The following is a 25,196-nucleotide window of genomic DNA, read 5'->3' as shown; positions in this document are numbered from 1 at the left end:
AAGGCCCGGCTGCGGCCCGCCGTGAGTGGCAAGGGCACGCCTTGGGTTGACGTCGGCATGGTCCCGGCACACGTGGCCGTGCGGATCGCGGAGGCCGTGGCGGCCGGGTCGCCTTGAGGGTTCCGCCAAGGGCCTTCAGTCCAGACGGTCGCGGCGCGGGCATGAGCGTTCCGGCATGGGCGTTCCGGCATGGGCGTTCCGGCATGGACGCTCAGGCGCGGCGGTCGGGGCGCGGGTACGGGGCCGGAGGCATGGGGCACCTCGCCGTAGGGTGGATCGGTGGGCACCCGCAGCCAGGTCCTGGGGACCGATACCGCCGGCGACGTAACCGCCTCGCCCCTGCGCGGGAGTTGGCTGCGGCCCGGGGTGCGCGTGCCCGTGGTCGCGACGCTGACGGTCCTTCCGCTGTACGCCGTGTGGGCACTCGTCCTCGCGACCGGCGGCGGCGATCTCGCGGCTCAGCTCGCCTGGGCCGGCTTCGCGGCGCGGCACCCGGGGTCGGCGTACAACCTGTCCTGGTACGGCGGCGCGCACACCGCCAACTACAGCCTGCTGACGCCGTGGTTGATGGCGGCGTTCGGGGTGCGCACGGTGTCGGTGGTGGCGGGGCTTTCCAGTACGTGGCTGATGGCTCTGCTGTTCGTACGGGCGGAGGGCTCGCGGGACGCGAGGGGCGGGCGGTTCGGGGGCGGCGACGGGCCGTGGCGGGGGCTGTGGCCCGCGCTGCTCGCCGCGGCGGCGCTGTGGTGCAACGTGGTGTCCGGGCGTACGACGTTCGCGGTGGGGGTCGCCTTCGGGCTCGCGGCGTGTCTGCTGGTCCAGGGGCCGCCGCGTGGGGGGCCGGGGGGCGCCGCACCCGCTCTCGGGTCGGTGCGCCGCTCCAGGACGAGACTGGCGCTCGCGTGCGTGAGCACTGCTCTCGCCACGATGGCCAGCCCCGTCGCCGGGCTCTTCCTGCTCGTCGCCGGCGCCGCGTACGGCCTCGACCGGCAGTGGGGCAAGGCCGCCGTCCTGAGCGTGCCGCCGTGCGCGATCGTCGCGGCCACCACCCTCCTCTTCCCCTTCGAGGGCGAACAGCCCATGGCGCTCGGCAAGGTGTGGATGCCGCTCGCCGTCTGCGCCGCGCTCCTGCTCGCGGCGCCCGTATCGCCTACGTGGAGGGTCGTGCGCTTCGGCTCCGCCGTGTACGCGGTGGGGGTCGTCCTCACGTACTGCGTGGCCTCCCCCGTCGGTACCAACGTGGAGCGGCTCCTCGGGCTGGCCGGGGCGCCCGTCCTGCTCGCCGCGCTCCTCGCGCCCGGGCTCGACCGGACGCGGCGGGTCGTGCTGGCCGTGGTCCTGCTCGTCTCCGTCAACTGGCTGCGCGACAAGACGCTCGACGACATCGAGGTCTCCACCGTCACGCCCGCGTGGGCGACGCACACCGACGGGCTCGTCGCTGAGCTGCGGCGGCTCGGCTCCGACCGGACGCGCGTGGAGGTGGTGCCGGCGCGCAACCACCGGGAGGCGGCGGTGCTCGGCGCGTACGTCAACAACGCGCGGGGGTGGAACCGGCAGTTGGACGTGGAGCGGGGGCGCCTCTTCTACGACGGGTCGTTCTCGCCGGGGACGTACCGGGCGTGGCTCGACCGGTGGGCCGTCGGCCTCGTCGTCCTCCACGACGGCCGCCCGGACGGGCCCGCCACCGCCGAGGCCGCGCTGGTGCGGGGCGGTGTGCCGTGGCTGGAGCGGGTGTGGTCGGACGCGCACTGGACGGTGTACCGGGTACGGGACGCGGTGCCGCTGGTGTCGGCGCCGGGGGTGGTGGTGCGGGGGGACGACGCTCACCTGGTCGTCCGGATGGACCGGGCCGGCTCCGCTACCGTGCGGGTCGCTTATTCGCCCTGGCTGCGGGTGGATGGGGGCGCGGGGGCGTGTGTGGGGCGCGACGGGGAGTGGGTTCGGCTTACGGTGCGGCGGGGTGGGGAGTACCGGTTGGGTTCGTCGTACGGGTGGCCTTGGCGGGGGGCGTGCGGCTGAGCCCGGCGCGCGGCGGGGGCGTGTGTGGCTGGTCGCGCAGTTCCCCGCGTGTGTCTTTGGCCCGGTGTTCGTCTGCGGGCCGGTGGGGGCCGATCGCGCAGTTCCCCGCGCCCCTTCTTCGCCCGGTGTTCGCCTGCGGGCCGGTGGGGGCCGATCGCGCAGTTCCCCGCGCCCCTCCTTGGCCCGGTGTTCGCCTGCGGGCCGGTGGGGGCCGATCGCGCAGTTCCCCGCGCCCCTTCTTGGCCCGGTGTTCGCCTGCGGGCCGGTGGGGGCCGATCGCGCCGTTCCCCGCGCCCCTAAACCCTCTGTCGTCTGCAGACCGTGCTCGCTTCTCGCGCAGTTCCCCGCGCCCCCAAAACCCGCCGTCATCTGCAGACCGTGCGTGGCTGGGCGCGCCGTTCCCCGCGCCCCTAAACCCGCCGTCATCTGCAGACCGTGCTGGGTTGCTCGCGCAGTTCCCCGCGCCCCCAAACCGCCAGCCGGGGCGCGCCCGGGGATGCCGCGTAGCGGCATTTAAGGGGCGCGGGGAACTGCGCGACCAGCCCACCACCGGCCCGCAGACGAACGGGCACCGGCATCTAAGGACGCTCCGCCGCCCGGTACCGCTCCGCCGTCTTCGCCGCGTCGTAGTTCGGGGGCACCCCCTCCACCAGGATCAGGTCGCCGGGGATGTGGGCCGTGCGGAGGGGGAGGAGGGCCTGGTAGGACGGGGAGTCGTACCAGGCTCGGGCCTCCGGCATTCCTGGGAAGCCGATCATGACCAGGGCGCCCGGCCACTCCCCCTCGCGCACCTCCACCGTCGTCCCGTGCACCAGGAACTCCCCGCCGAAGGGCGCGAAGGTCTCCTGGATGCGCTCCATGTAGACGAAGACCTCCTCGGGGACGGGGCCGCCGGTGGGGCGCAGGTGGGCTATGGCGTATGCGGTCATGACAGCCTCCGGGTACGTGATGCCGTTCGGATGCCCTGATCCTGCCGGGGGCGGGGAGGGGGGTCGATTACCCGGCAGGTAAGCGCCCCCCCCCAGCCCGGACCCAGCCCGGACCCGGCCCGGCCCCAGCCCGGCCCCAGCCCGGCTCCGGCCCGGACCCGGCCCGGACCCGCCCGCTCCCTCAGATCGTCGCCGCGTCGATCACGAACCGGTACCGCACGTCACTCGCCAGCACCCGCTCGTACGCCTCGTTGATCTCGTCCGCGCGGATCAGCTCGATCTCCGAGCCCAGGCCGTGCTCCGCGCAGAAGTCCAGCATCTCCTGGGTCTCCGCGATGCCGCCGATCATCGAACCGGCGAGGATCTTGTTGCCGCCGATGAGGCCGAACATGTTGAGCGAGTTGGGCTCCTCGGGGGCGCCGACGTTCACCAGGGCGCCGCCCGGCCGGAGCAGCGAGAGGTACGCGCCGAGGTCCAGCGGGGCCGAGACCGTCGAGACGATCAGGTCCAGGGAGCCCGCGAGCTGCTCGAAGGTCTTCGGGTCGCTGGTGGCGTGGAAGTGGTCGGCGCCCAGCTTCAGCCCGTCCTCCTGCTTGCGCAGCGTCTGGCTGAGCACGGTCACCTCCGCGCCGAGCGCGTGCGCGATCTTGACGCCCATGTGGCCCAGGCCCCCGAGGCCCAGGATCGCGACCTTCTTGCCGGGGCCCGCCTGCCAGCGCTTGAGCGGCGAGTAGAGCGTGATGCCCGCGCACAGGAGCGGCGCGGCGACGTCCAGCGACAGGGCGTCGGGGATGCGGACCGCGAAGCGCTCGGAGACGACGACGTGGGTGGAGTAGCCGCCGTAGGTGGGCTCGCCGTCCCGGCCGATGGCGTTGTACGTGCCGACGGCCTGGGCGCAGAACTGCTCCTGCCCGGCCGCGCACTGCGCGCACTCGCCGCAGGAGTCGACGAAGCAGCCGACGCCGACCCGGTCGCCGACGGCGTACTTGGTGACGCCGGTGCCCACCTCGGTGACCACACCGGCGATCTCGTGGCCGGGGACCATCGGGAAGATGGCCTCGCCCCAGCCCTCGCGGGCCTGGTGGATGTCGGAGTGGCAGATGCCGGCGTACTTGATCTCGATCAGGACGTCGTGCGTGCCGACGGCGCGGCGCTCGACGGTGGTGCGCTCCAGCGGGGCCTTGGCGGCGGGGGCGGCGTAGGCGGCGACGGTGGTCATTGCCTTGACTCCTCGGGATTCTCGGGTACGCCGTCCACGGTGCCGCAGCCGCCGCCCGCCACCCAGCCCCCTGCTCTTCGTACGTCCGGCGTGCGTACGCGTGCCGTGCGTACTACTGACAGGGTCAGGCTCCCCGTCGTACGACTTCGCGTGTCAGCCTGATACTGGGGTGTCATGGACCAGCGTGCCGAACTCAGCGAATTCCTCCGCTCCCGCCGGGCCCGGCTCAAGCCCGGGGACGTGGGCCTGCCCGACTTCGGGCGGCACCGCCGGGTGCCGGGGCTGCGCCGGGAGGAGCTGGCCCAGCTCGCCGGGGTCTCGGTCGCGTACTACACCCGCCTTGAGCAGGGGAACGGGCAGAACGTGTCGGCCGAGGTGCTCGACGCGATCGCCCGGGCGCTGCGGCTCACCGAGGCCGAGCAGCAGCATCTGACGCACCTCGCGAAGCCGAAGGCGGTCAGGAAGAAGAAGTCGGCGTACGCGAACGAGCGGCGGGTGCGGCCGCAGCTGCACCATCTGATCGACTCGATGGAGGCGGTCCCGGCGTACATCCTGGGCCGCCGGCTCGACCTGCTGGCCTGGAACCGGATGGCCGCCGCCCTCATCGGCGACTTCGTCGCCCTCCCGCCGGAGGAGCGGAACTTCGCCCGCCACGTCTTCCTCGACCCGACCGCCCGCGAGCGGTACGTGGACTGGCAGGACAAGGCGGCCGAGGTGGTCGGCGTGCTGCGGCTGTGCGCGGGCTGCTACCCGGACGACCCGCTGCTCACGGCGCTCGTGGGCGAACTCTCGGTCAAGAGCGACGAGTTCCGTACGCTGTGGGCCGCCCACACCGTCCGCCAGAAGGGCCACGGCACCAAGCGGCTGCACCACCCGCTGGTGGGCGAGCTGACGCTGTCGTACGAGACGCTGAAGCTGCCCGACGAGCACGACCTGTCGCTGGTGACGTACTACGCGGAGCCGGGCTCGCCCTCGGCGGACTCGCTGCGGCTGCTGGCGAGCTGGGCGGCCGCCCCGGACCCGGACCCCTCCGGCCCGGGCAGCCGCCCGGCTCCCGCCACCCCGCCGACGCGCTCTCAGTGAGGGCGCACCGACCGGTCAGGCCGCCGACGCGCTCGCGTGACAGGGGCGCGGTGATGGTGGGTTAAGGCCGCGATGGGAGCGGCATGAGAACGCGAAACGGCCGCACCCGGATGCCGGGTGCGGCCGCTGCCGTACGGGGTGTACGCGGTGTGCGGGACGGGGTCAGGCCGCCGAGCCCGCCTTCCACTGCTCCCAGCCCATGTTCCAGTCGCTGAAGCCGTTGTCGGGCGCGATGGTCTTGTCGCCGGTGTTCTTGACGACGACCACGTCACCGACGATGGAGTGCTCGTAGAACCAGGCACCCGCGGTGCCCGCGTCGCCCGCGCCCTTGGTGTCGGAGAGGCCGACGCAGCCGTGGCTGGTGTTGACGCTGCCGAAGATGGACTTGGCGCCCCAGTAGTTGCCATGGATGAACGTGCCGGAGGCGGAGAGCCGCATCGCGTGCGGGACGTCCTTGATGTCGTACTCGCCCTTGCCGTCGCCGTCCTTGAAGCCGACGGTGGCGCCGTCCATCCGGGTCTCCTTGAACTTCTCGGAGATCACCATCGTGCCGTTGTACGTCTTGTGGTCGGGCGCGCCCGCCGAGATCGGGATCGTCTTGACGGTCTTGCCGTCCTGCGTGACGGTCATCTGGTGGGTCTGGGCGTCGACCGTCGAGACCTGGTTGCGGCCGATCTTGAAGGTGACCGTCTTCTCCTGGACGCCGGTGACGCCCGGCTTGGCCTCGACGCCGTCCAGGTCGAGCTTCATGGTGACGGTCGAGCCGGACTTCCAGTAGTCCTGCGGGCGGAAGTCCAGGCGCTGGGCGCCGAACCAGTGGCCCACGACCTCCTGGCCGCTGCTGGAGGTCACCGAGATGTGGGACTGGACGTCCTTCTTGTTGGTGACCGCCTTGTCGAAGGTCACCGAGACCGGCATGCCCACGCCGACCGTGGAGCCGGACTCGGGCGTGAAGTTGCCGATGAAGCTGTTGGCGGGCGAGACGGTCGCGAACGAGGCGTTCTCGTGGGCCTGGCGGCCCTTCGCGTCCTGCGCCGTCGCCGTGATCTTGTACTTGGCGGAGCGCTTCAGCTGCTTGTCCGGCACCCAGCTCAGCCCGTCCGCGGATATCTTGCCCGTGACCGGCGTGCCCTCGGCGGACGTCATGACGACCGAGGTCAGCTTGCCGTCGGTGACGGCGACCTTGGTGTCGTTGTTGATGCCGACGTTGTCGGCGCCGTTCTTGGGCGTGATGGTGATCTTCGCGTCGGAGGTGTCCTTCTCGGCCGCCTTGTCGACCTGGGACTGCGACGTCTTCGAGGCGTCGGCGCCGCCCTTGTCCTTGCCGTCGTCGTTGCAGGCAGACAGCAGCAGTACGCCGCCCAGCACCGCGGACGCGGCCACGAGGCCCTTGCGCCGCTTACTCTCCGTCATCACACGCTTCTCCATCATTGCCGGTCCCCAAGCCATCGACTGAACAACATAGCGACTGAGGCTGTGGTTCCTTTTACGGAGGAGATGTGGGAAACACCACCCGGGCCGGACAAACCGGCCCCGTGGCTCCTCGGATCGGACGTCACGGCCGCGGGCCGTCGTCCCCGTCCTCCTCGCCGCTCTCCTCGTCGCCCTCATCTTCCTCGTCGAGGTCCCAGTCCTCGTCGTCGGGGTCGTACTCGACCTCCTCACTGCTCCAGGAGGCCTGTGCGAGCTCTACCCCCGGCACCTCGGCGACCAGGTCGAAGGGGTCGACCAGATACGCCAGGGCCTCCGCCTCGTCTTCCCGTACGGCGGACTGGGCATGCGCGCGCTCCCGGTCCGGAAGGAGCTCGTCCGCCGCGATGCGCTCCAGAGCCGCGCCGGTCAGCGCCTCCGGGTCATCGATCTCCAGTACCAAATCCACCCGGAGGCGGACATAGCGAGGCACCTCTTCAGTCGTCATGCGTCGGAGCGTAGGGCTCGGGGCCTCCGCGACTTTCCCGCGACCCGCTGCTTTCACTAGCATCGGCGTACACCACCAATTCGCCGTATCCACAAGGGGGATCGACCAGGTGTCCGTCGCTCGCCGGCCTCTGCTCACCGCCACCGCGGCGGGCTCGCTGCTCTGCGCTCTGTGGTTCGTCCCATCGGCCAACGCCACGGACGGCAAGCCACAGTCGTCCCCGGCCCACTCGACGGCCGCCGCCAAGGGCACGCAGGGGGATCTCGCCCTCGCCGACACCGGCACCGTCGACACGTCCCCGTACCTCTTCGGCGGCACGCTCTTCCTGGGCGTGGGGGCCGGGTTCGTCGCCTTCTCGGTGCGCCGGGCGAGGCAGCGGTACTGAAGTACGCGTACGTGAAGGGGCGCCCGGGAAGTCCCCGGGCGCCCCTTCGCGCGTACCGCCGTGATCTCAGGCCAGCGGACCGGTCACCGGCTCGACGGCCGCGACCAGCGCGCCGCTGCGCACGAACGCGTCGGCGGCGGCCAGGTCGGGGGCGAGGAAGCGGTCCGGGCCGGGGCCGCCGACACCGGCTTCCCGGGCGGCCTTGATGACGGCCTGGGAGGCGGGCGCGGGGGTGAGGCCGTGGCGCAGCTCGATGCCCCGGGTCGCCGCGTACAGCTCGACGGCGATGATCCGGGTCAGGTTGTCGATCGTGGTCCGCAGCTTGCGGGCGGCCGACCAGCCCATGGAGACGTGGTCCTCCTGCATCGCGGAGGACGGGATCGAGTCGGCGGACGCCGGGACGGCCAGCCGCTTCATCTCACTCACCAGGGCGGCCTGGGTGTACTGGGCGATCATCAGGCCCGAGTCGACGCCGGCGTCGTCCGCGAGGAACGGCGGCAGGCCGTGCGAGCGGTTCTTGTCGAGCAGGCGGTCGGTGCGGCGCTCGGCGATGGAGCCGAGGTCGGCGGCGGCGATCGCCAGGAAGTCCAGGACGTAGGCGACCGGGGCGCCGTGGAAGTTGCCGTTGGACTCCACCCGGCCGTCGGGCAGGACGACCGGGTTGTCGACGGCCGAGGCGAGCTCGCGCTCGGCGACGGTGAGGGCGTACGCGATGGTGTCGCGGCCCGCGCCGGCGACCTGCGGGGCGCAGCGCACCGAGTACGCGTCCTGGACGCGCGGGGCCTCGTCCTGCTGGAAGTGCCCGGTCAGGCCGGAACCCTTCAGGACGGCCAGCATGTTGGCGGCGGAGGCGCCCTGGCCGGGGTGCGGGCGGATGGCGTGCAGCTCGGGCGCGAGGACCTTGGCGGTGCCGAGGAGCGCCTCCAGGGAGAGCGCGGCGGTGATGTCGGCGGAGGTGTACAGCTTCTTCAGGTCGGCGAGGGCCATGACCAGCATGCCGAGCATGCCGTCGGTGCCGTTGAGGAGGGCCAGGCCCTCCTTCTCGCGCAGCTCGACGGGCGCGATGCCGGCCTCGGCGAGCAGCTCGCCGGCGGGCCGCACCACCCCGTCGGGCCCCTCGGCGTCGCCCTCGCCCATCAGGGTCATGGCACAGTGCGAGAGCGGCGCGAGGTCGCCGGAGCAGCCGAGCGAGCCGTACTCGTGGACGACGGGGGTGATCTGGGCGTTGAGGATGTCCGCCATGGTCTGCGCGACCTCGGGGCGTACGCCGGTGTGGCCCGAGGCGACGGTCTTCAGCCGCAGGAACATCAGCGCGCGCACGACCTCGCGCTCCACGCGCGGGCCCATGCCGGCGGCGTGCGAGCGCACGATGTTGCGCTGGAGCTGGGCGCGCAGGTCCGGGCTGATGTGCCGGGTGGCGAGGGCGCCGAAGCCGGTGGAGACGCCGTACACGGGCTCCGGCTTGGCGGCGAGGGCGTCGACGATCGCGCGTGCTCTGGCGAGGGCGTCGAGTGCTTCGGCCGAGAGCTCGACCCGGGCGCCCTGACGGGCGACGGCGACGACGTCCTCCGGGGTCGTCCCGGACGTCCCCACCACGACAGTGTGCATATCCATATTCAGCAGCGTACGGATTGAATCGGCGTGTGTCACTAGTGGAGTGCGGGTTGGGTCCTTACGGGAGATTCCCCCCACCCCGCCCCTTCCCGAAAGCCCTGGGCGGGCGGCCGGGTGCTTCGTCTGCGGACCGTGGGTGGCTGGTCGCGCAGTTCCCCGCGCCCCTGAAGATGCCGTTGCGCGGCAATCCCCCTGGGCGGCCCGAAGGGGCGCTCTTAGGGGCGCGGGGAACTGCGCGACCAGCCCGCCACGGTCCGCAGACGAACGGGGACCGGGGCGCAGCCCCGGAAGTCAGCCCCGGCCACGGAACCGGCGCCGCTCCGCCCGTTCCGGCTGCGGCATGTCCGCGAGTTGGACGACCGCCCCGTCCCGCCCCGCCACCACCGGCGTCACCGACCGCGCCGCCTTCGCCCGGTACTGCGCCGCGTCCGCCAGCCGGAACAGACGGCGGGCCGATCGCACCGGCCCGATGGGGTCGCCCGTGGAGGCGACTCCGCAGGCGACGCCCTCCCCCAGCTCCAACTCCCCCGCCCGTACGCACAGTTCGGACGCCACCCGTACCACCTCCTCCGACGACGGCCCCACCGCCAGCAGACAGAACTCGTCGCCGCCGAGCCGCGCCCCCAGGGCCCCCGGCAGCATCGCCCCGCACAGCGAGAGGACGGAGCCGAAACGTTCCAGGAGGCGGTCGCCCACCGCGTGGCCCCGTGTGTCGTTGACCCGCTTCAGACCGTTCAGGTCGCACACCACCAGGCTCACCACCGACCCGTCCCGCCGGTGGCTCTCGATCGCCTCGTCCAGGCGTACGTCCACCGCCCGGCGGTTGGCCAGACCCGTCAGCGGGTCGGTGAAGGCGAGGCGGCGGACCTCCTCCAGCCGTTCCGTCTGGGCGATCCCGGCCGCGGCCACCGACGCCAGGACGGTCGCGAAGTCCGCGTCCGCCGCGTCGAAGACCGGCGCGCCCACCGGCCGGGCCACGTACAGCTCGCCCCACGCCCGCCCGTGCAGCACGATCGGCGCGACCACGCAGCAGCCGCGCCCGCGCCGTCGCAGCGCCGTCACGCGCTCGTGGCAGTAGCCCGCCGCGTCCCCGGGCCCCGCCGCCGTCTCGACCCAGGCGTTGGGCTCGCCTCCGCCGGCCCACCGCTCGTGCAGGAACTCGGTGATCTCGGGGAACTGGTGCACCGGATACGTCTCGTCCTCCGGGAACTCCTCCTCCCCCTCGGCCCGTTCGCCCTCGTTCACCAGGACCCGCAGCCGCCCCAGCTCCCGCTCCCACGTGGAGAGCGCGGCGAAGTTCCCGGCGAGCGCGTCCCGCGCGCCGAGCGCCGCCGCCCGCCAGGACTCGCGCGGGCTGTGGGCCGCCGCCATCGCCTGCGCCAGCGACACCACGGCCCGTAGCCGTACGCCCTCGGTCCCGCCGACACCCTCGCCCTCACCGCGCATCCCTCCACCTTAGGGAGGTTTGCCCCGTTTTGATCAGTTGGCCGGGCCCGGACGATCACAAGAGCCGACCGCAAGAGCCGACCGCGCGAGCCGACCGCAAGAGTCGACCACGCGAGCCGACCGCGAGATCAGCTCACTCGCCCGGCCACTGCGGCTTCCGCTTCTCGTTGAACGCCGCGACGCCCTCCGCCCGGTCCCCCGAGAACGCCACCGACCGCCACGCCGCGTCCTCGACCTCCAGGCCCGCCCGCAGGTCGAGCCCGTGCCCCAGCCGCATCGCCCGCTTCGCCGCGCGCAGCCCGACCGGCGAGTTCGCCGCGATCCGCCCGGCCAGCGCCAGCGCCTCGTCCCGGTCCTCGCCCGCGCCCACGAGCACGTCGACCAGGCCGAGCCCGCGCGCCTCCTCGGCCTCCACCCGCCGTGCCGTGAAGACCAGTTCGGCCGCCCGGGCCGCGCCCACGCGCCGGGGCAGCAGCTGTGTACCGCCGCCGCCGGGGATCACGCCGACCGAGACCTCCGGCAGGCCGACGACCGCCGTCGCGTCCGCCACGATCAGGTCACAGGCGAGCGCCAGCTCGAACCCGCCGCCCAGCGCGAAGCCGTGCACGGCGGCCACGGTCGGCATCGGCAGCTCCAGGACGCCGGTGTAACAGGCCCGCGCGGTGGGGCGCTGGCGCACCAGCTCGGCGTCGGTGAAGGAGTTGCGCTCCTTGAGGTCCGCGCCGACGCAGAAGGCCCGCTCGTGCGTGGAGGTCACCACGACCGCCCGCGCGTCGGGGTCGGCGGCGAGCGCGTCGCAGGCGGCGGCGATCGAGCGGGCCATCTCGGTGGAGACGGCGTTCATGGCCTTGGGCCTGTCCAGGACCAGCTCGGCGACGTACCCGTGCCGTCGCACGCCCACGAACTCCCCGTACCGCTGCTCATCCGTGCCCATGAGACCCTCCCGACGACGTTAACGAACGTTACGTCGGGAGATCCTAGGTGGGCGCGTCAGCGCCCGTAAGGGGCGCGGGGCTGCGGCACATGCGGCCCGCGGACGAAGTCACGCACCGGATCAGGCCCCACGGCGGTGCAGCATCCAGGGCTCGACCACGCCGAGCCCGCGCACCGGCCGCTGCCACATCGGCTGGAGTGCGAAGCGGTACTTGGGGGGCTCCTCGCCCTCCTTCTCCGCCTTCGCGGCCTCCTCCGCCGCCTGCGTCTCCGACACCGGCGCGTCGCCCGTACGCGCCAGCTCCTCCGCGAACGCGCCGTCCACCAGGACCGAGTCCTTGGGCGCTATCGAGGTGAGCCTGCTGGCCAGGTTCACAGTCGTACCGAACACATCGCCCATCCGGGTGGTGACCGTGCCGAACGCGATGCCCACGCGCAGCGCCGGCATCGTCTCGTCGTGGCCCATCGTCTCGATCAGCCGGAGCGATATCTCGGCCGCGGTTCCGGCGTCGTCGGCGGCGAACAGGACCTCGTCGCCGAGCGTCTTGATGAGCCGGCCGCCGTGCGCGGCCACCAGGTCGGCCGCGGTCGTCTCGAAGGCCTCGACGAGCTCGCCCAGCTCCTCCTCCTCCAGCCGCCGGGTGAGCCGCGTGAACCCGACGAGGTCCGCGAAGCCGACGGCGAGCCGCCGGTCGACCATCTCCTCGTCGTCGGCGGCCTGCACCACGCGCCCGGTGGCGGCGGCCAGCTGGCGCCGCCACACATAGACCAGGAACTCCTCCAGCTCCGGCAGGAGCAGCTCCACCAGCGGGTACGTGACCTCCGTACGGGTCATACCGGGCTCGGGCGGCTCGGTCAGGCCCTCCAGGAAGGAATCGATCTGCCATTCGGCCAGCCGGGCGGTGGTCTGCCCGGTGGAGCGGGCCACCTGGACCGCCATGGGCTCGCTGAGCAGCCCCGCCTCGACCAGACCGGCCAGACGCCGCAGCGCCAGCACGTCGGCCTCGGTGAGCGCCTTGGCCTGCCCGATGTCCGCGAAGCCCATGGCCCGCCAGAACCGCGAGGCCAGCTCCATGGAGACCCCGGCGGTCCGGGCGGCCTGGAACGGCGTGTACCGGCGGTCCGCGCCCAGGATCAGCTGCTCCAGGCGGATGGCGAGCGGATCGGCGGTGGGTTCGGCGGTGTGGTCCACGACGTGGTGCGGGGTCGGGTAGGTGGAGGGCGGCGGCTCCGAGGGGGGGCCGGCACCCTCACCGGACTGCGTGTCGTCGACGGTCACCAGCCGCCTCCTGCCCGTTCCCTGCGCACTTACCTGCCGATCTGTCGCTGGATCGGGCTCCACGATACGGCAGGTGTGCCGTAGCTCACGTCCTCGCACCCATTGCCTTGTCACTCCGAGGCGATACGGAGGCATACCTCGGGTGATATCGCGGGTGCCGGCGGGGGCGATCCCGAGGGCGCACCGCCGTGCCGCCCGTCAGCCCGCCACCGGGCGCAGGTGGACGATGTCACCCGCCGCCACCGGCTCGCGCCCGCCGCCTTCCGTGGCGAGCACCAGACGCCCGTCCCCGTCCACCGCGACCGCCTCGCCGGACACCGAGCGGTCGCCGGGGAGCTCGGCGCGCACGGCCCGGCCGAGCGTGGCGCAGTCCGCCGCGTACGTCTCCTGGAGCCGGGACGCCGCCGGGTCGCCGCCCGCCTCGCGCCAGTCCACGTACCACTGCTCCAGGGAGCGCAGGACGGCCCGCAGCAGCGTCTCGCGGTCGGTGGAGACCGCGTCGGCCAGCGCCAGCGACCCGGCGCCGGGCACCGGCAGTTCGTCGGCGCGCAGGGTCACGTTGAGGCCGATGCCGACCACCACCGCGTCCTCGCCCGCCCGCTCGGCCAGGATCCCGCCCGCCTTGCGCTCCTCGCCGCCGACCTTGACCAGCAGGTCGTTGGGCCACTTCAGCGACGTGTCGACGCCCGCGGCGCGGGACAGACCGGTGGCCACCGCCACCCCGGTGAGCAGCGGCAGCCAGCCCCAGCGCTCCACCGGGACGCCCGCGCCGGGCCGCAGCAGCACGGAGAAGAAGAGGCCCGAGCGGGCCGGCGCCGACCAGCTGCGGTCGAGGCGGCCGCGTCCGGCGGTCTGCTCCTCGGCCACCAGGACCGCGCCCTCGGGGAGCTCCTTCGCCCGGGCGGTCAGGTCGGAGTTGGTCGAGCCCGTCGCCTGGACCACGTCCAGGGAGGTCCACAGGGCGCCCGGCCGCACGAGGGCGTGGCGCAGGGCGGAGGCGTTGAGAGGAGGCCGGTCGAGGTCGGACCAGCGGCTTTCGGATGCGTCCTGGGGCGTCATACGAGCCAGGTTAGGCGCGCGGGCGCAAGCGCACCCCGGTGTGGCAAACGACGCACTGCCGAACGGTATCCGCGCCACTACCCTACGAGTCAGTAGCCAGCCGAAACCCGTGACCAGGCAGGGAGCCGCATCCCGATGTCCGAGCCGGAGCAGCCAACAGTGACTGACATCCACACGACCGCGGGCAAGCTCGCGGATCTGCAGCGCCGCATCGGGGAGGCGACGCACGCCGGCTCCGAGCGCGCTGTGGAAAAGCAGCACGCCAAGGGCAAGTTGACCGCGCGCGAGCGCGTCGACCTGCTCCTCGACGAGGGGTCGTTCGTCGAGCTCGACGAGTTCGCCCGGCACCGCTCGACCAACTTCGGGATCGAGAAGAACCGCCCGTACGGAGACGGTGTCGTCACCGGTTACGGCACGGTCGACGGGCGCCCGGTCTGCGTCTACTCCCAGGACTTCACCATCTTCGGCGGGTCGCTGGGCGAGGTCTACGGCGAGAAGATCGTCAAGGTCATGGACTTCGCGCTGAAGACCGGCTGCCCGGTCATCGGCATCAACGACGGCGGCGGCGCCCGCATCCAGGAGGGCGTGGTCGCGCTCGGCCTGTTCGCCGAGATCTTCCGCCGCAACGTGCACGCCTCGGGCGTGGTCCCGCAGATCTCGCTGATCGTCGGCCCCTGCGCGGGCGGCGCGGTGTACTCCCCCGCCATCACCGACTTCACGGTGATGGTCGACCAGACCTCGCACATGTTCATCACCGGCCCGGACGTCATCAAGACGGTCACCGGCGAGGACGTCGGCTTCGAGGAGCTGGGCGGCGCGCGCACCCACAACACCACCTCGGGCGTGGCGCACCACATGGCGGGCGACGAGAAGGACGCCATCGAGTACGTCAAGTCCCTCCTGTCGTACCTGCCTTCGAACAACCTGAGCGAGCCCCCGGCCTTCCCCGAGGAGGCCGACCTGGAGGTCTCGGACTCCGACCGGGAGCTGGACACGCTCATCCCGGACTCGGCGAACCAGCCGTACGACATGCACACGGCCATCGAGCACGTCCTTGACGACGGCGAGTTCCTGGAGACCCAGGCGCTCTTCGCGCCGAACATCGTCACCGGCTTCGGGCGTGTCGAGGGCTACCCGGTCGGCATCGTCGCCAACCAGCCGATGCAGTTCGCGGGCTGCCTGGACATCAACGCGAGTGAAAAGGCCGCGCGCTTCGTCCGGACCTGCGACGCGTTCAACGTCCCCGTGATCACCTTCGTGGACGTGCCGGGCTTCCTGCCCGGCGTCGACCAGGAGTACGGCGGCATCATCCGGCGCGGCGCCAAGCTGATCTACGCGTACGCCGAGGCGACCGTCCCGCTGATCACGGTCATCACCCGCAAGGCGTTCGGCGGCGCGTACGACGTCATGGGCTCCAAGCACCTGGGCGCCGACCTCAACCTGGCATGGCCGACCGCGCAGATCGCGGTGATGGGCGCGCAGGGCGCGGTGAACATCCTGCACCGCCGCACGATCGCGGCGGCCGAGGACCAGGAAGCCACGCGGGCGCAGCTGATCTCCGACTACGAGGACACGCTCCTCAACCCGTACATCGCGGCCGAGCGCGGCTATGTGGACGCCGTGATCATGCCGTCCGAGACGCGTGCGCACATCGTGCGGGGCCTGCGTCAGCTGCGGACGAAGCGGGAATCCCTCCCCCCGAAGAAGCACGGCAACATCCCCCTGTAAGGAGCCGCTGTGATCAAGGTCGTACGGGGCAATCCCACCCCCGAGGAGCTGGCCGCCGCACTGGCGGTGGTCCAGGCGCGCGCCGCGGCGACGGCGTCCGTGTCGTCCGGTGCGCCCCTGCCGCCCGAGGAGTGGTCCACCCCCGCCCGCATCGCCCGCCACCCGGTGCCGCGGCCGGGGCCCCGGTCCTGGGCGCGGACGTACTGGCCGGCGTAGTCCCCGGCCCCCCGGCGCTTGAGTACGGGTACTCAGGCGCCGGGGCCGCGACGGCCGCAGTATCGACAGCATGCTGTGGTCCGACCCGAAGAACGAGCCGCCGAAGGAACTGCGCGACGCCCAGGCGATGATGCGGCGCGCGTGGCTGGTCCTCGCGCTGCTGATGGTCCTGGGGATGTTCATGGTCAGCTTCCGCTGACCCGCACCTCCTGACGCTGTCTACGATGGCCCGTATGACTGCCGCCGTACGCCGCCTCGTCCTCGCCTCCGCCTCGCCCGCCCGGCTCGGTCTGCTGCGCCAGGCCGGCCTCGCCCCCGAGGTCATCGTCAGCGGGGTCGACGAGGACGCCCTCACCGCCCCCACCCCCGGCGAGCTCGCCCTCGTCCTGGCCGAGGCCAAGGCCGACGCGGTCGCCGCCCGTCCCGAGGCCGCCGGGGCCCTGCTCATCGGCTGCGACTCGGTGCTGGAGCTGGACGGCGAGGCGCTGGGCAAGCCCGCCGACGCCGAGGAGGCCACGGCCCGCTGGAAGTCCATGCGCGGCCGCGCCGGGGTGCTGCGGACGGGCCACTGCGTCATCGACACGGCGAACGGCCGCCGCGCCTCGGCGACGGCGTCCACCACGGTCCGCTTCGGCGAGCCGAGCGACGCGGAGATCGCCGCGTACGTGGCGAGCGGCGAACCCCTTCACGTGGCGGGCGCGTTCACCCTCGACGGCCGCTCGGCCCCGTTCGTGAACGGCATCGACGGCGACCCGGGCAATGTGATCGGCCTGTCGTTGCCGCTGCTGCGGACGTTGCTGGCGGAGCTGGGGATCGGGATCACGGATCTGTGGGCGGCCCGTAGGGGCCTTTGAGGGGCCCGCGGTCCGCAGACGAAATCGCTCAGGCGGCAGCAGGCTCGGGCGGGGTCCCGTCACCCGACGGCGCCGCATCGACCGGCTCCGCCGGCAAGCGAGGCGCGTACATCATCAGCACCAGCACGATCAGCGCCAGCACCACCATCATGAACGCGAACGCGGTCCAGCCGATCAGCCCGACCGTCAGCGCGCCCAACACCCCGTGCACCACCGCACAGGTGACGAGCAGGATGCGCCCGAAGCGGCCGGGCTCGCGGTCGCGTACCCCGGTGAGCAGCAGGATCACGCCGCACACGGCGAGGTAGAACCCGAAGACGCCGCCCATGGCGTACGTGGTGGTCGACATGGTGCCCGAGTCGACGCCGCCCATGGACATGTGCTGCTGATGGACGACCCGCCCCAGGAACCAGTTGATCAGCACCATGCCGATGGCTTCGCCGAAGAGAACGATCGCGGCCACCACAGCCACCGGTCTGCGCGCCACGGCGCACCACCCCCTGCTGACACCCAGCCCCTGTTACCCGTAGTACGTCTGACATCGCGAACGCTACTAACCGGTAAACCCCTGGGCAAGGGTCTTGGCCGAGACAGCGAGCTCGATCTTCCGGCCGCAAAGAATCATTCGGCCATTCGTAGGGACTCCACAAAGAATGTGAGGGGTCCCCTGGCCCCCGGGACAGAGACCTTGACCACACCAGAACGCTAATGTGCCGGGCAGGGACCCGGCGTACCGTGGTGCGACAAGGGATTTCGCGACATGAGCGGGCCTCGGATCACACTCCGTGTGGGCAAGCTCACCACAGGGGACGGGTCGTGGGCCGGTGTACGGCTTCCCTAAACTCAGCTTGTTTTCAAGGAGGGAGCCATCGTGCGCAAGGTGCTCATCGCCAACCGTGGCGAAATCGCTGTCCGTGTCGCCCGTGCCTGCCGGGACGCCGGGATCGGGAGCGTAGCCGTCTACGCCGATCCGGACCGGGACGCTCTGCACGTCCGCGCGGCCGACGAGGCGTTCGCCCTGGGCGGTGACACCCCGGCCACCAGCTACCTGGACATCGCCAAGGTGCTCCAGGCGGCCCGGGACTCGGGGGCCGACGCGATCCACCCGGGCTACGGTTTCCTCTCCGAGAACGCCGAGTTCGCCCAGGCCGTCCTGGATGCCGGTCTGATCTGGATCGGGCCGCCGCCGCAGGCCATCCGCGACCTCGGCGACAAGGTGGCCGCCCGCCACATCGCCCAGCGCGCCGGAGCCCCCCTGGTCGCCGGCACCCCCGACCCCGTCTCCGGCGCCGACGAAGTCGTCGCCTTCGCCCAAGAGCACGGTCTGCCCATCGCCATCAAGGCGGCCTTCGGCGGCGGCGGCCGCGGCCTCAAGGTCGCCCGCACCCTCGAAGAAGTGCCGGAGCTGTACGACTCGGCCGTCCGCGAAGCCGTCGCCGCCTTCGGGCGCGGCGAATGCTTCGTGGAGCGCTACCTCGACAAGCCCCGCCACGTCGAGACCCAGTGCCTGGCCGACACCCACGGCAACGTCGTCGTCGTCTCCACCCGCGACTGCTCGCTGCAGCGCCGCCACCAAAAGCTGGTGGAGGAGGCCCCGGCGCCGTTCCTGAGCCAGGCCCAGAACGCGGAGCTGTACGCCGCCTCCAAGGCCATCCTCAAGGAAGCCGGCTACGTCGGCGCGGGCACCGTGGAGTTCCTCGTCGGCACCGACGGCACGATCTCCTTCCTGGAGGTCAACACCCGCCTGCAGGTCGAACACCCCGTCACCGAAGAGGTCACCGGCATCGACCTCGTCCGCGAGATGTTCCGCATCGCCGACGGCGAGGAACTCGGCTATGGCGACCCCGAGATCCGCGGCCACTCCTTCGAGTTCCGCATCAACGGCGAGGACCCCGGCCGCAACTTCCTCCCCGCCCCCGGCACCGTCACCTCCTTCGCCCCGCCCAGCGGCCCCGGCGTGCGCCTGGACGCGGGCGTCGAGTCCGGCTCGGTCATCGGCCCCGCCTGGGACTCCCTCCTCGCCAAGCTGATCGTCACCGGCGCCACCCGCGAACAGGCCCTCCAGCGCGCCTCCCGCGCGCTGGCCGAGTTCAAGGTCGAGGGCATGGCCACCGCCATCCCCTTCCACCAGGCCGTCGTGGTCGACCCCGCCTTCACCGCCGACCCCTTCCGCATCCACACCCGCTGGATCGAGACCGAGTTCGTCAACGAGATCAAGCCCTTCACCGCCCCGGCCGAGGCCGAGACGGACGAGGAGGCGGGCCGTGAGACGGTGGTGGTCGAGGTCGGCGGCAAGCGCCTGGAAGTCTCGCTGCCCTCCTCGCTCGGCATGTCGCTGGCCCGTACGGGCCTGGCGGCCGGGGCCAAGCCCAAGCGCCGCGCCACCAAGAAGGCCGGCTCGGCGGCCTCCGGCGACTCGCTGGCGTCCCCCATGCAGGGCACCATCGTCAAGGTCGCCGTCGAAGAGGGCCAGGAAGTCAAGGAAGGCGACCTCGTCGTCGTCCTCGAAGCCATGAAGATGGAACAGCCCCTCAACGCCCACCGCTCCGGCACCATCAAGGGCCTGTCGGCGGAGGTCGGCGCTTCGGTCACCTCGGGCGCGCTGATCTGCGAGATCAAGGACTGAACTCCCGCAGCACGATGAACAGTTGAGGCCCCCGCCGGTTCGCGCCGGCGGGGGCCTCGCCGCTGCGCACGGCGGTACGCTTCGGCGGTGCCGGAGCAACCATCCCTCACCACGCGGCAGTTGATGGCCGGCGTCCATCTGGACCGCCGGTACCGGAACGCCGTCCTCGACGAGCTGTACGAGCACGAGGAGCGGTACAGCGCGCCGTCGTACGACGTCGACGCGGCCGCCGTCCTCGCCGAGGCGCTGAACGCCCGCCGGACGGCGCTGCGCTGGGCCGTGCCCATGGCGCTCGTGTGGATCGCCGGATTCCTCCTCGCGGGCTGGCTGTACGCGCTGTACGCGGCCGGATTCACGGCGCTGGCGGGCGCGGCGGCCCTGCGCCGGGCGCGTCATCCGGTGGCACGGGTGACGGCAGGGACCCTGCGGGTGTTGGGCGGCGTAGTGCTGGGCGCCTCCTTCGCAGCCGCCGCCGTGACCCCCTGGCCCGACGGCTGGTCCGGGGTCACCGCCGCGGTCGCGGGCCCCGCGCTGATGGCGGCGGTGGCGGAGGCGCACCGGGCGGCGGTCGAGAAGCGTCTGCGGTTCATCCGGTCGTCCACGTACACAAGTCCCACGCAGCCCGCTCGCCGCCACCGCCTCTACGTCATCAGCCAGCTGACCCGTGCGGAGCAGACGTCACCGGCGGTGGTCTACCGGGACCCGACGCCGTTCCTCGGATCGGGAGCGGTGCTGGAGTCGTTCGCGCTGGCGGCCGAAGTGCGCGGCGGGACCGGCACGTTCGTGGCGTCTGACGCGCTGAGAGGCGTTGCGCGGGCCGTGGAGGGGGTGCCGGGTCTCGCCGCCCAGGTCGACGAGCGTCTTCTGCTGCCGGAGGAGGGGGCGCCTCGTCGGCCGCTGCCTCCCCTGATCCCCGGCGCGCTTCCCCCCTCCACCCGCTGGCTGCGGATCGTCTCGCGCGGCCTCGGCTCCCCGGTGACCACCGTCTTCGTACAGATCCGGCTGGACGGCCCGGTCCTCTTCGTCCAGCAGGTCACCTGCGCCCTGCCGCCGGTGCGCCGGGAGTTCAGGGGAACGAAGCCGGCCCGGTTCCCGCTCGGCCGGACGTTGGCGGCCCCCGCGGTCCTCCCGGCCGAGCTGGCCGCCTGGGCGGTCCGGCGGGCGCAGCGGCTGCCGTCGCCCCCGGGCAGCCGTCCCCCGAGCGGCCCGCACCTCTCCGTCCGCGAACTCGCCTCCGAGCCCGCCCTCCCCCCGCTCACCGCCGCCGAGGCCCAGCGGATCTCCCGGACCGTGCGCCTGCTGGTCCTCGACGCCGTACGCGAAGCCCTGCGCGACCGGGGCCTGTCCGCGCCCGACCTCGACGAGCAGCGGACGGAGTCGTACCGCGCCCAGAACAGCGGCATCTACATCGGCAACATCTCGCCCGGCACCCTCGCCGTCGGCCCCGGCGCCCGCGCGGCCGCGGCCGACATCACCCACCACACCTCCCCCGGCCCCACCACCAACCCCGACGACGACTCCTGGGAAGACGACGACCTTGGGTGACATCGCCAAGGGGGTGCTGGGGGGCGCCTGGACGCTGCTCGTGGGGTGGATACTGCCGACCGCCCTCAACCTCGGGGTGCTGGCCCTCGCCGTCGCGCCCAGTGTGCGCCGGACCGCCGTCGCCCGGCGGCTGTGGCCGGACGCGGCGCCGGGCCCGATGCTGGTGCTGCTGACCGCCGCCCTGCTCTTCGGCCTGGTCCTCAACGCGCTGCAGAACCTCCTCTACCGGCTCCTGGAGGGGTACGTGCTGTGGCCCGCCCGCGCCTACGAGGCGGGGTGCCGGCGGGCGCGGGCCGCCCGCAGTGCCCTCGCCGACCGGACCCAGCTGCTCGGCCTGGAGCGGCGCACCCGCGACGGCACGGGGCTCGGCCCGCTCGCCGCCGCCGATCTCGTCCGCGTACGCAGCGATCCGCGCCTGGCCCGGGCCGTGCGCAAGGACCGGCTGCGCACCTCGGCGCAGCGCGGGCTGCTCCAGGAGCGGCTGAGCCGGTTCCCGGTGGATCCGGCGCAGATCGCGCCCACCCGGCTCGGCAACGCGATCCGCCGCTTCGAGGAGTACGGGCAGAACCGGTACTGCCTGGACACCCAGCTCCTCTCCAACGAGCTGACCGGCGCCGCGCCCGACAAGCACTGCCGCCAGGTCGAGCTGGCGCGGACCAGCGTCGACTTCTTCGTGGCGCTGCTCACCGGGCACACCGCGGTCGCCGTGGTCGCGCTGGCCACCCTCCCCGCCGCCTCCGCCGACGTGCCGCTGCTGCTGACCGCGGCCGGGGTCCTGCTGGCGCTTGTGCCGCTCTGGTACCGGGCCGCGGTGGCCGCGACCGACGAGTGGGCGGCGGCCGTACGCGCCCTGGTGAACGCGGGCCGCAAGCCGCTCGCCGAGTCGCTCGGGCTCGTCCTGCCCAAGGAACTGGCCGAGGAGCGGCGGATGTGGACCCTGGTGTCGCGCTTCTCGCGCATCCCCTTCCACGAGCGGGCCTCCGCACTGGACCGGTACCGGGCCGCCCCCTGAGCCCGCGCTTCGGGCATCCTTGGGGTATGACGACGAGGCCCATGCGTGCCGACGCGCGCCGCAACTACGAGCGGCTCCTGGGCGTGGCCAGGAGCGCGTTCGCGGAGCACGGGACGGACGCCTCGCTCGAAGACGTGGCCAAGCGCGCGGGCGTCGGGATCGGCACCCTGTACCGGCACTTCCCGAACCGGCAGGCGCTGATGAACGCGATCTTCCAGAGCGAGGTGGACGTACTCCTCGCGCGCTCGCGGGAGTTGCTCGACGCCGAACAGCCGTGCACGGCGCTCGTGGAGTGGCTGCGCGCCATCATCACTCATACGGGTGAGTACCGCGGGGTGGCCCGCGCCCTCATGTCGGCCTCGCACGACGACAGTTCGGCCCTGGCGCAGTGCAGCGTGCCGATGCGGGAGGCGGGCAGCGCCCTGCTGGAACGGGCCCAGCTGGCCGGTTCCGTACGCGTCGATGTGACCATCGGCGACCTGATGCAGCTCACCAACGCGATCGCCCTGGCGGCCGAACAGGCACCGGACGACCCGCAGTTGGCGGACCGACTGCTGGCCCTGACCTTGCGGGGCCTGAAGCCCTGACCGGGGTCGCGCGGCGGCGACACCCGCGAGGGCACCGCCACGCCTGGCCGAATACCGTCTAGCGGGTCTAGCGGCGGCGCAGATCAGCCACTCTCGCCCGCTCCCCGGGACCCTGCTGGTCACCCAGCGACGCACTGCGCAACTGCGGCCCCGCGCCCGGCAGGTGGCTACGGCGCTGGCCCGGCAGCGGCACGTCCCGGCGGGGCTGGCGGCCCGGTGGGACGCCCTCGCCGCCGGAGGCGGTCCCGGCCACCGCGATCTGCACGCCCTGGTCGGCCAGGGCCTGGAGCTCGGTGGCGGCGCGGTCGTCGTGGCCGGGGGGTTCGTCGGTGACCAGGCGCGTGATCAGGTCCGTCGGCACCGTCTGGAACATGGTGTCGGTGCCGAGCTTGGTGTGGTCGGCGAGGACCACCACCTCGGCGGCCGCCTGGACCAGGGCCCGGTCCACGCTCGCCGAGAGCATGTTGGACGTGGACAGACCGCGCTCGGCGGTCAGCCCGCTCCCGGAGAGGAAGGCGCGCGAGACCCGCAGCCCCTGGAGGGACTGCTCGGCCCCGCTGCCCACCAGCGCGTAGTTGGAGCCGCGCAGGGTGCCCCCGGTCATGACGACCTCCACGCGGTTGGCGTGGGCCAGCGCCTGGGCGACGAGCAGGGAGTTGGTGACGACCGTGAGGCCGGGGACGCGGGCGAGCCGGCGGGCCAGCTCCTGCGTGGTCGTCCCCGCGCCGACCACGATGGCCTCGCCCTCTTCGACAAGACCCGCGGCGAGGTCGGCGATGGCCGTCTTCTCCGCGGTCGCGAGATGGGATTTCTGCGGGAAGCCGGACTCTCGCGTGAGCCCGCCCGGCAGTACCGCACCGCCGTGCCGGCGGTCGAGGAGTCCTTCCGCCTCCAGTGCCCGCACGTCTCGCCGTACGGTCACTTCGGAGGTCTGGACGACGCGGGCGAGCTCCCGGAGCGATACCGCCCCGTTCGCACGCACCATTTCGAGGATCAATTGGCGACGTTCTGCAGCGAACACGAAACTGACAGTAACCTGAGCGGCCGTTTGTTTTCAGCAGTTTGCGCCGAGTAACAGAAGGTGTGCACAGAGGTGTCCACGAAGTGGTATAGGCGCCCTCCGGGCGTCTTGTCCCGCGCCGCCGCGCCGCGGGGCACCCCGGTTACGCCTCGCCCGCCCTCTTGCGCGAGTGCAGCTGGCGCGCCACCTCCGCGATCGAACCCGACAGGGACGGATAGACCGTGAACGCGTTCGCGATCTGCTCGACGGTCAGGTTGTTGTCGACCGCGATCGAGATGGGGTGGATCAGCTCCGAGGCGCGCGGCGAGACGACCACGCCGCCGACGATGATCCCGGTGCCCGGGCGGCAGAAGATCTTGACGAAGCCGTCCCGGATGCCCTGCATCTTGGCGCGCGGGTTGCGCAGCAGCGGCAGCTTGACCACGCGCGCGTCGATCTTGCCCGCGTCCACATCCGCCTGCGAGTAGCCGACGGTGGCGATCTCCGGGTCGGTGAAGACGTTCGAGGAGACCGTCTTGAGGTTCAGCGGGGCCACCGCGTCGCCCAGGAAGTGGTACATCGCGATCCGGCCCTGCATGGCCGCGACCGAGGCGAGGGCGAAGATGCCGGTGACGTCACCGGCCGCGTACACGCCCGGCGAGGTCGTCCGCGACACCTTGTCGGTCCAGATGTGACCGGACTCCAGGAGCTTGACCCCGGACTCCTCCAGGTTCATCCCGGCGGTGTTCGGGATCGCGCCGACCGCCATCAGGCAGTGCGTACCGCTGATGACCCGGCCGTCCGAGAGCGTCACCTCGACGCGGTCGCCGACGCGCTTGGCGGACTGGGCGCGCGAGCGGGCCATGACGTTCATGCCGCGGCGGCGGAAGACGTCCTCCAGGACGGCAGCCGCGTCCGGGTCCTCGCCGGGCAGCACCCGGTCGCGGGACGAGACGAGGGTGACCTTGGAGCCGAGCGCCTGGTACGCGCCGGCGAACTCGGCGCCGGTCACGCCGGAGCCGACCACGATCAGCTCTTCGGGCAGCTCGTCCAGGTCGTAGACCTGGGTCCAGTTCAGGATCCGCTCGCCGTCCGGCAGCGCGTCCGGGATCTCGCGCGGGTGGCCGCCGGTCGCGATCAGGACGGCGTCGGCGGTGAGGATCTCCTCGCTGCCGTCGGCGGCCGTGACGATGACGTCCCGGGTGCCGTCGATGCCCTGCGGCCCGCCGAGCTTGCCGCGGCCGCGCAGCACCCGGGCGCCCGCCCGGGTGACGGAGGCGGTGATGTCATGGGACTGGGCGAGGGCCAGGCGCTTCACACGCCGGTTCACCTTGCCGAGGTCCACGCCGACGACACGGGCGGACTGCTCCTCGGGCGGGGTGTCGTCGGCGACCAGGATGCCCAACTCCTCGTACGAAGAGTCGAAGGTGGTCATCACCTCGGCCGTCGCGATCAGAGTCTTCGACGGTACGCAGTCGGTCAGCACCGACGCCCCGCCCAGACCGTCGCAGTCGACGACGGTCACCTCCGCGCCGAGTTGGGCGCCCACCAGGGCCGCCTCGTATCCGCCGGGTCCGCCACCGATGATCACGATCCGGGTCACGAAAAAGTCCGCCTCGCATTGAGGAAATGCAGTACGTAGCTCATTGTCCCGCACGCTTCAAGATGCTTCGTCCCCGGGGCGCCATCCGGCTGTCACACCCGTGTGCCATTCTCGCGCGGGCACCCGTGGGCCGCTGTCGTA

The 25,196-nt window shown here is 72.4% G+C and carries 23 protein-coding genes; 11 read left to right on the top strand and 12 right to left on the bottom strand.

The window, feature by feature from the left end; genetic code table 11:
• The first annotated feature begins 372 nt into the window (after positions 1 to 372).
• A complete protein-coding gene (locus tag AB0G17_RS21645) occupies positions 373 to 2,019 on the top strand; it encodes a hypothetical protein (protein WP_361385162.1) in 1,647 nt (548 codons plus the stop codon).
• Positions 2,020 to 2,597: 578 nt separating this feature from the next.
• On the opposite strand, the gene AB0G17_RS21640 is transcribed toward AB0G17_RS21645, so the two are convergent.
• Both AB0G17_RS21640 and AB0G17_RS21635 read right to left on the bottom strand, forming a co-directional pair.
• Complete coding sequence (locus AB0G17_RS21640) at positions 2,598 to 2,948, bottom strand: DUF1330 domain-containing protein (RefSeq protein ID WP_361385007.1); 351 nt, start codon at positions 2,946 to 2,948, stop codon at positions 2,598 to 2,600.
• Between the two features lie 181 nt (positions 2,949 to 3,129).
• A complete protein-coding gene (locus AB0G17_RS21635) occupies positions 3,130 to 4,167 on the bottom strand; it encodes an NAD(P)-dependent alcohol dehydrogenase (protein ID WP_361385004.1) in 1,038 nt (345 codons plus the stop codon).
• Positions 4,168 to 4,341: 174 nt separating this feature from the next.
• On the opposite strand from AB0G17_RS21635, the gene AB0G17_RS21630 reads away from it, so the two are divergent.
• Positions 4,342 to 5,250, top strand: coding sequence for a helix-turn-helix transcriptional regulator (locus AB0G17_RS21630; protein ID WP_361385001.1), 909 nt, complete (start codon positions 4,342 to 4,344; stop codon positions 5,248 to 5,250).
• Positions 5,251 to 5,412: 162 nt separating this feature from the next.
• Here AB0G17_RS21630 and AB0G17_RS21625 read toward each other — a convergent pair whose 3' ends face one another.
• Positions 5,413 to 6,678, bottom strand: a complete 1,266-nt coding sequence (locus tag AB0G17_RS21625) for an Ig-like domain-containing protein (protein WP_361385159.1) — start codon at positions 6,676 to 6,678, stop codon at positions 5,413 to 5,415.
• A gap of 127 nt (positions 6,679 to 6,805) precedes the next feature.
• Positions 6,806 to 7,168: a hypothetical protein gene (locus tag AB0G17_RS21620; RefSeq protein ID WP_361384998.1), complete on the bottom strand. Its 363-nt coding sequence runs from the start codon at positions 7,166 to 7,168 to the stop codon at positions 6,806 to 6,808.
• A 109-nt stretch (positions 7,169 to 7,277) separates the two neighbouring features.
• On the opposite strand from AB0G17_RS21620, the gene AB0G17_RS21615 reads away from it, so the two are divergent.
• Positions 7,278 to 7,553: a hypothetical protein gene (locus AB0G17_RS21615; protein ID WP_361384995.1), complete on the top strand. Its 276-nt coding sequence runs from the start codon at positions 7,278 to 7,280 to the stop codon at positions 7,551 to 7,553.
• Positions 7,554 to 7,619: 66 nt separating this feature from the next.
• Here AB0G17_RS21615 and hutH read toward each other — a convergent pair whose 3' ends face one another.
• The 5 genes from hutH to AB0G17_RS21590 form a co-directional block, all read right to left on the bottom strand.
• Entirely contained in the window at positions 7,620 to 9,161 is a 1,542-nt protein-coding gene (hutH, locus tag AB0G17_RS21610) for a histidine ammonia-lyase (RefSeq protein ID WP_361385156.1), read from the bottom strand.
• Positions 9,162 to 9,458: 297 nt separating this feature from the next.
• Positions 9,459 to 10,613, bottom strand: a complete 1,155-nt coding sequence (locus AB0G17_RS21605) for a diguanylate cyclase (protein WP_361384992.1) — start codon at positions 10,611 to 10,613, stop codon at positions 9,459 to 9,461.
• A 133-nt stretch (positions 10,614 to 10,746) separates the two neighbouring features.
• Positions 10,747 to 11,547 (bottom strand): enoyl-CoA hydratase-related protein, encoded by an 801-nt coding sequence (locus AB0G17_RS21600; protein WP_361384989.1) that lies wholly within the window; start codon positions 11,545 to 11,547, stop codon positions 10,747 to 10,749.
• A gap of 120 nt (positions 11,548 to 11,667) precedes the next feature.
• On the bottom strand, positions 11,668 to 12,825 hold the full coding sequence (locus tag AB0G17_RS21595) for an adenylate/guanylate cyclase domain-containing protein (protein WP_361384986.1): 1,158 nt from the start codon (positions 12,823 to 12,825) through the stop codon (positions 11,668 to 11,670).
• A gap of 198 nt (positions 12,826 to 13,023) precedes the next feature.
• Positions 13,024 to 13,884 carry a biotin--[acetyl-CoA-carboxylase] ligase gene (locus AB0G17_RS21590; RefSeq protein ID WP_361384983.1) on the bottom strand — a complete coding sequence of 287 codons (861 nt, stop codon included), beginning with the start codon at positions 13,882 to 13,884 and terminating at the stop codon, positions 13,024 to 13,026.
• 135 nt (positions 13,885 to 14,019) lie between these two features.
• Here AB0G17_RS21590 and AB0G17_RS21585 point away from each other — a divergent pair, with 135 nt between their 5' ends.
• The 4 genes from AB0G17_RS21585 to AB0G17_RS21570 all read left to right on the top strand — a co-directional run bounded on the left by AB0G17_RS21585 (position 14,020) and on the right by AB0G17_RS21570 (position 16,682).
• On the top strand, positions 14,020 to 15,612 hold the full coding sequence (locus tag AB0G17_RS21585) for an acyl-CoA carboxylase subunit beta (RefSeq protein WP_361384980.1): 1,593 nt from the start codon (positions 14,020 to 14,022) through the stop codon (positions 15,610 to 15,612).
• A 9-nt stretch (positions 15,613 to 15,621) separates the two neighbouring features.
• Positions 15,622 to 15,828 carry an acyl-CoA carboxylase epsilon subunit gene (locus AB0G17_RS21580; RefSeq protein ID WP_361384977.1) on the top strand — a complete coding sequence of 69 codons (207 nt, stop codon included), beginning with the start codon at positions 15,622 to 15,624 and terminating at the stop codon, positions 15,826 to 15,828.
• Between the two features lie 70 nt (positions 15,829 to 15,898).
• On the top strand, positions 15,899 to 16,027 hold the full coding sequence (locus tag AB0G17_RS21575) for a hypothetical protein (protein WP_361384974.1): 129 nt from the start codon (positions 15,899 to 15,901) through the stop codon (positions 16,025 to 16,027).
• Between the two features lie 25 nt (positions 16,028 to 16,052).
• Positions 16,053 to 16,682: a nucleoside triphosphate pyrophosphatase gene (locus AB0G17_RS21570; protein WP_361384971.1), complete on the top strand. Its 630-nt coding sequence runs from the start codon at positions 16,053 to 16,055 to the stop codon at positions 16,680 to 16,682.
• Between the two features lie 28 nt (positions 16,683 to 16,710).
• On the opposite strand, the gene AB0G17_RS21565 is transcribed toward AB0G17_RS21570, so the two are convergent.
• Positions 16,711 to 17,169, bottom strand: coding sequence for a hypothetical protein (locus AB0G17_RS21565; RefSeq protein ID WP_361384968.1), 459 nt, complete (start codon positions 17,167 to 17,169; stop codon positions 16,711 to 16,713).
• 384 nt (positions 17,170 to 17,553) lie between these two features.
• Between AB0G17_RS21565 and AB0G17_RS21560 the strand changes: the two genes are divergently transcribed.
• From AB0G17_RS21560 to AB0G17_RS21545, 4 genes are all read left to right on the top strand, one after another.
• On the top strand, positions 17,554 to 19,308 hold the full coding sequence (locus AB0G17_RS21560) for a biotin carboxylase N-terminal domain-containing protein (RefSeq protein ID WP_361384965.1): 1,755 nt from the start codon (positions 17,554 to 17,556) through the stop codon (positions 19,306 to 19,308).
• 87 nt (positions 19,309 to 19,395) lie between these two features.
• A complete protein-coding gene (locus tag AB0G17_RS21555; RefSeq protein ID WP_361384962.1) occupies positions 19,396 to 20,853 on the top strand; it encodes a hypothetical protein in 1,458 nt (485 codons plus the stop codon).
• Positions 20,846 to 21,865: a hypothetical protein gene (locus tag AB0G17_RS21550; RefSeq protein WP_361384959.1), complete on the top strand. Its 1,020-nt coding sequence runs from the start codon at positions 20,846 to 20,848 to the stop codon at positions 21,863 to 21,865. Before AB0G17_RS21555 ends, AB0G17_RS21550 begins: the two co-directional genes overlap by 8 nt.
• A gap of 26 nt (positions 21,866 to 21,891) precedes the next feature.
• Positions 21,892 to 22,452: a helix-turn-helix domain-containing protein gene (locus AB0G17_RS21545; protein ID WP_361384956.1), complete on the top strand. Its 561-nt coding sequence runs from the start codon at positions 21,892 to 21,894 to the stop codon at positions 22,450 to 22,452.
• A 67-nt stretch (positions 22,453 to 22,519) separates the two neighbouring features.
• Here AB0G17_RS21545 and AB0G17_RS21540 read toward each other — a convergent pair whose 3' ends face one another.
• On the bottom strand, positions 22,520 to 23,473 hold the full coding sequence (locus AB0G17_RS21540) for a DeoR/GlpR family DNA-binding transcription regulator (protein ID WP_361384953.1): 954 nt from the start codon (positions 23,471 to 23,473) through the stop codon (positions 22,520 to 22,522).
• Positions 23,474 to 23,615: 142 nt separating this feature from the next.
• On the bottom strand, positions 23,616 to 25,055 hold the full coding sequence (locus AB0G17_RS21535) for an NAD(P)H-quinone dehydrogenase (protein ID WP_361384950.1): 1,440 nt from the start codon (positions 25,053 to 25,055) through the stop codon (positions 23,616 to 23,618).
• Between the last annotated feature and the right edge of the window lie 141 nt (positions 25,056 to 25,196).

The sequence above is a fragment of the Streptomyces sp. NPDC023838 genome, from assembly GCF_040639555.1.
Lineage (GTDB): Bacteria > Actinomycetota > Actinomycetes > Streptomycetales > Streptomycetaceae > Streptomyces.
The sequence above is the reverse complement of the archived record's forward strand: the minus strand, read 5'-3'. Positions and strand labels throughout refer to the sequence as shown.

Coding starts and splice junctions, on each gene's coding strand:
- AB0G17_RS21605 (WP_361384992.1), bottom strand. CDS start 10,613: ATGCGCGGTGAGGGCGAGGGTGTCGGCGGGACCGAGGGCGTACGGCTA.
- AB0G17_RS21600 (WP_361384989.1), bottom strand. CDS start 11,547: ATGGGCACGGATGAGCAGCGGTACGGGGAGTTCGTGGGCGTGCGACGG.
- AB0G17_RS21620 (WP_361384998.1), bottom strand. CDS start 7,168: ATGACGACTGAAGAGGTGCCTCGCTATGTCCGCCTCCGGGTGGATTTG.
- AB0G17_RS21585 (WP_361384980.1), top strand. CDS start 14,020: ATGTCCGAGCCGGAGCAGCCAACAGTGACTGACATCCACACGACCGCG.
- AB0G17_RS21640 (WP_361385007.1), bottom strand. CDS start 2,948: ATGACCGCATACGCCATAGCCCACCTGCGCCCCACCGGCGGCCCCGTC.
- AB0G17_RS21575 (WP_361384974.1), top strand. CDS start 15,899: ATGCTGTGGTCCGACCCGAAGAACGAGCCGCCGAAGGAACTGCGCGAC.
- AB0G17_RS21635 (WP_361385004.1), bottom strand. CDS start 4,167: ATGACCACCGTCGCCGCCTACGCCGCCCCCGCCGCCAAGGCCCCGCTG.
- AB0G17_RS21630 (WP_361385001.1), top strand. CDS start 4,342: ATGGACCAGCGTGCCGAACTCAGCGAATTCCTCCGCTCCCGCCGGGCC.
- AB0G17_RS21625 (WP_361385159.1), bottom strand. CDS start 6,678: ATGGAGAAGCGTGTGATGACGGAGAGTAAGCGGCGCAAGGGCCTCGTG.
- hutH (WP_361385156.1), bottom strand. CDS start 9,161: ATGCACACTGTCGTGGTGGGGACGTCCGGGACGACCCCGGAGGACGTC.
- AB0G17_RS21590 (WP_361384983.1), bottom strand. CDS start 13,884: ATGACGCCCCAGGACGCATCCGAAAGCCGCTGGTCCGACCTCGACCGG.
- AB0G17_RS21545 (WP_361384956.1), top strand. CDS start 21,892: ATGACGACGAGGCCCATGCGTGCCGACGCGCGCCGCAACTACGAGCGG.
- AB0G17_RS21570 (WP_361384971.1), top strand. CDS start 16,053: ATGGCCCGTATGACTGCCGCCGTACGCCGCCTCGTCCTCGCCTCCGCC.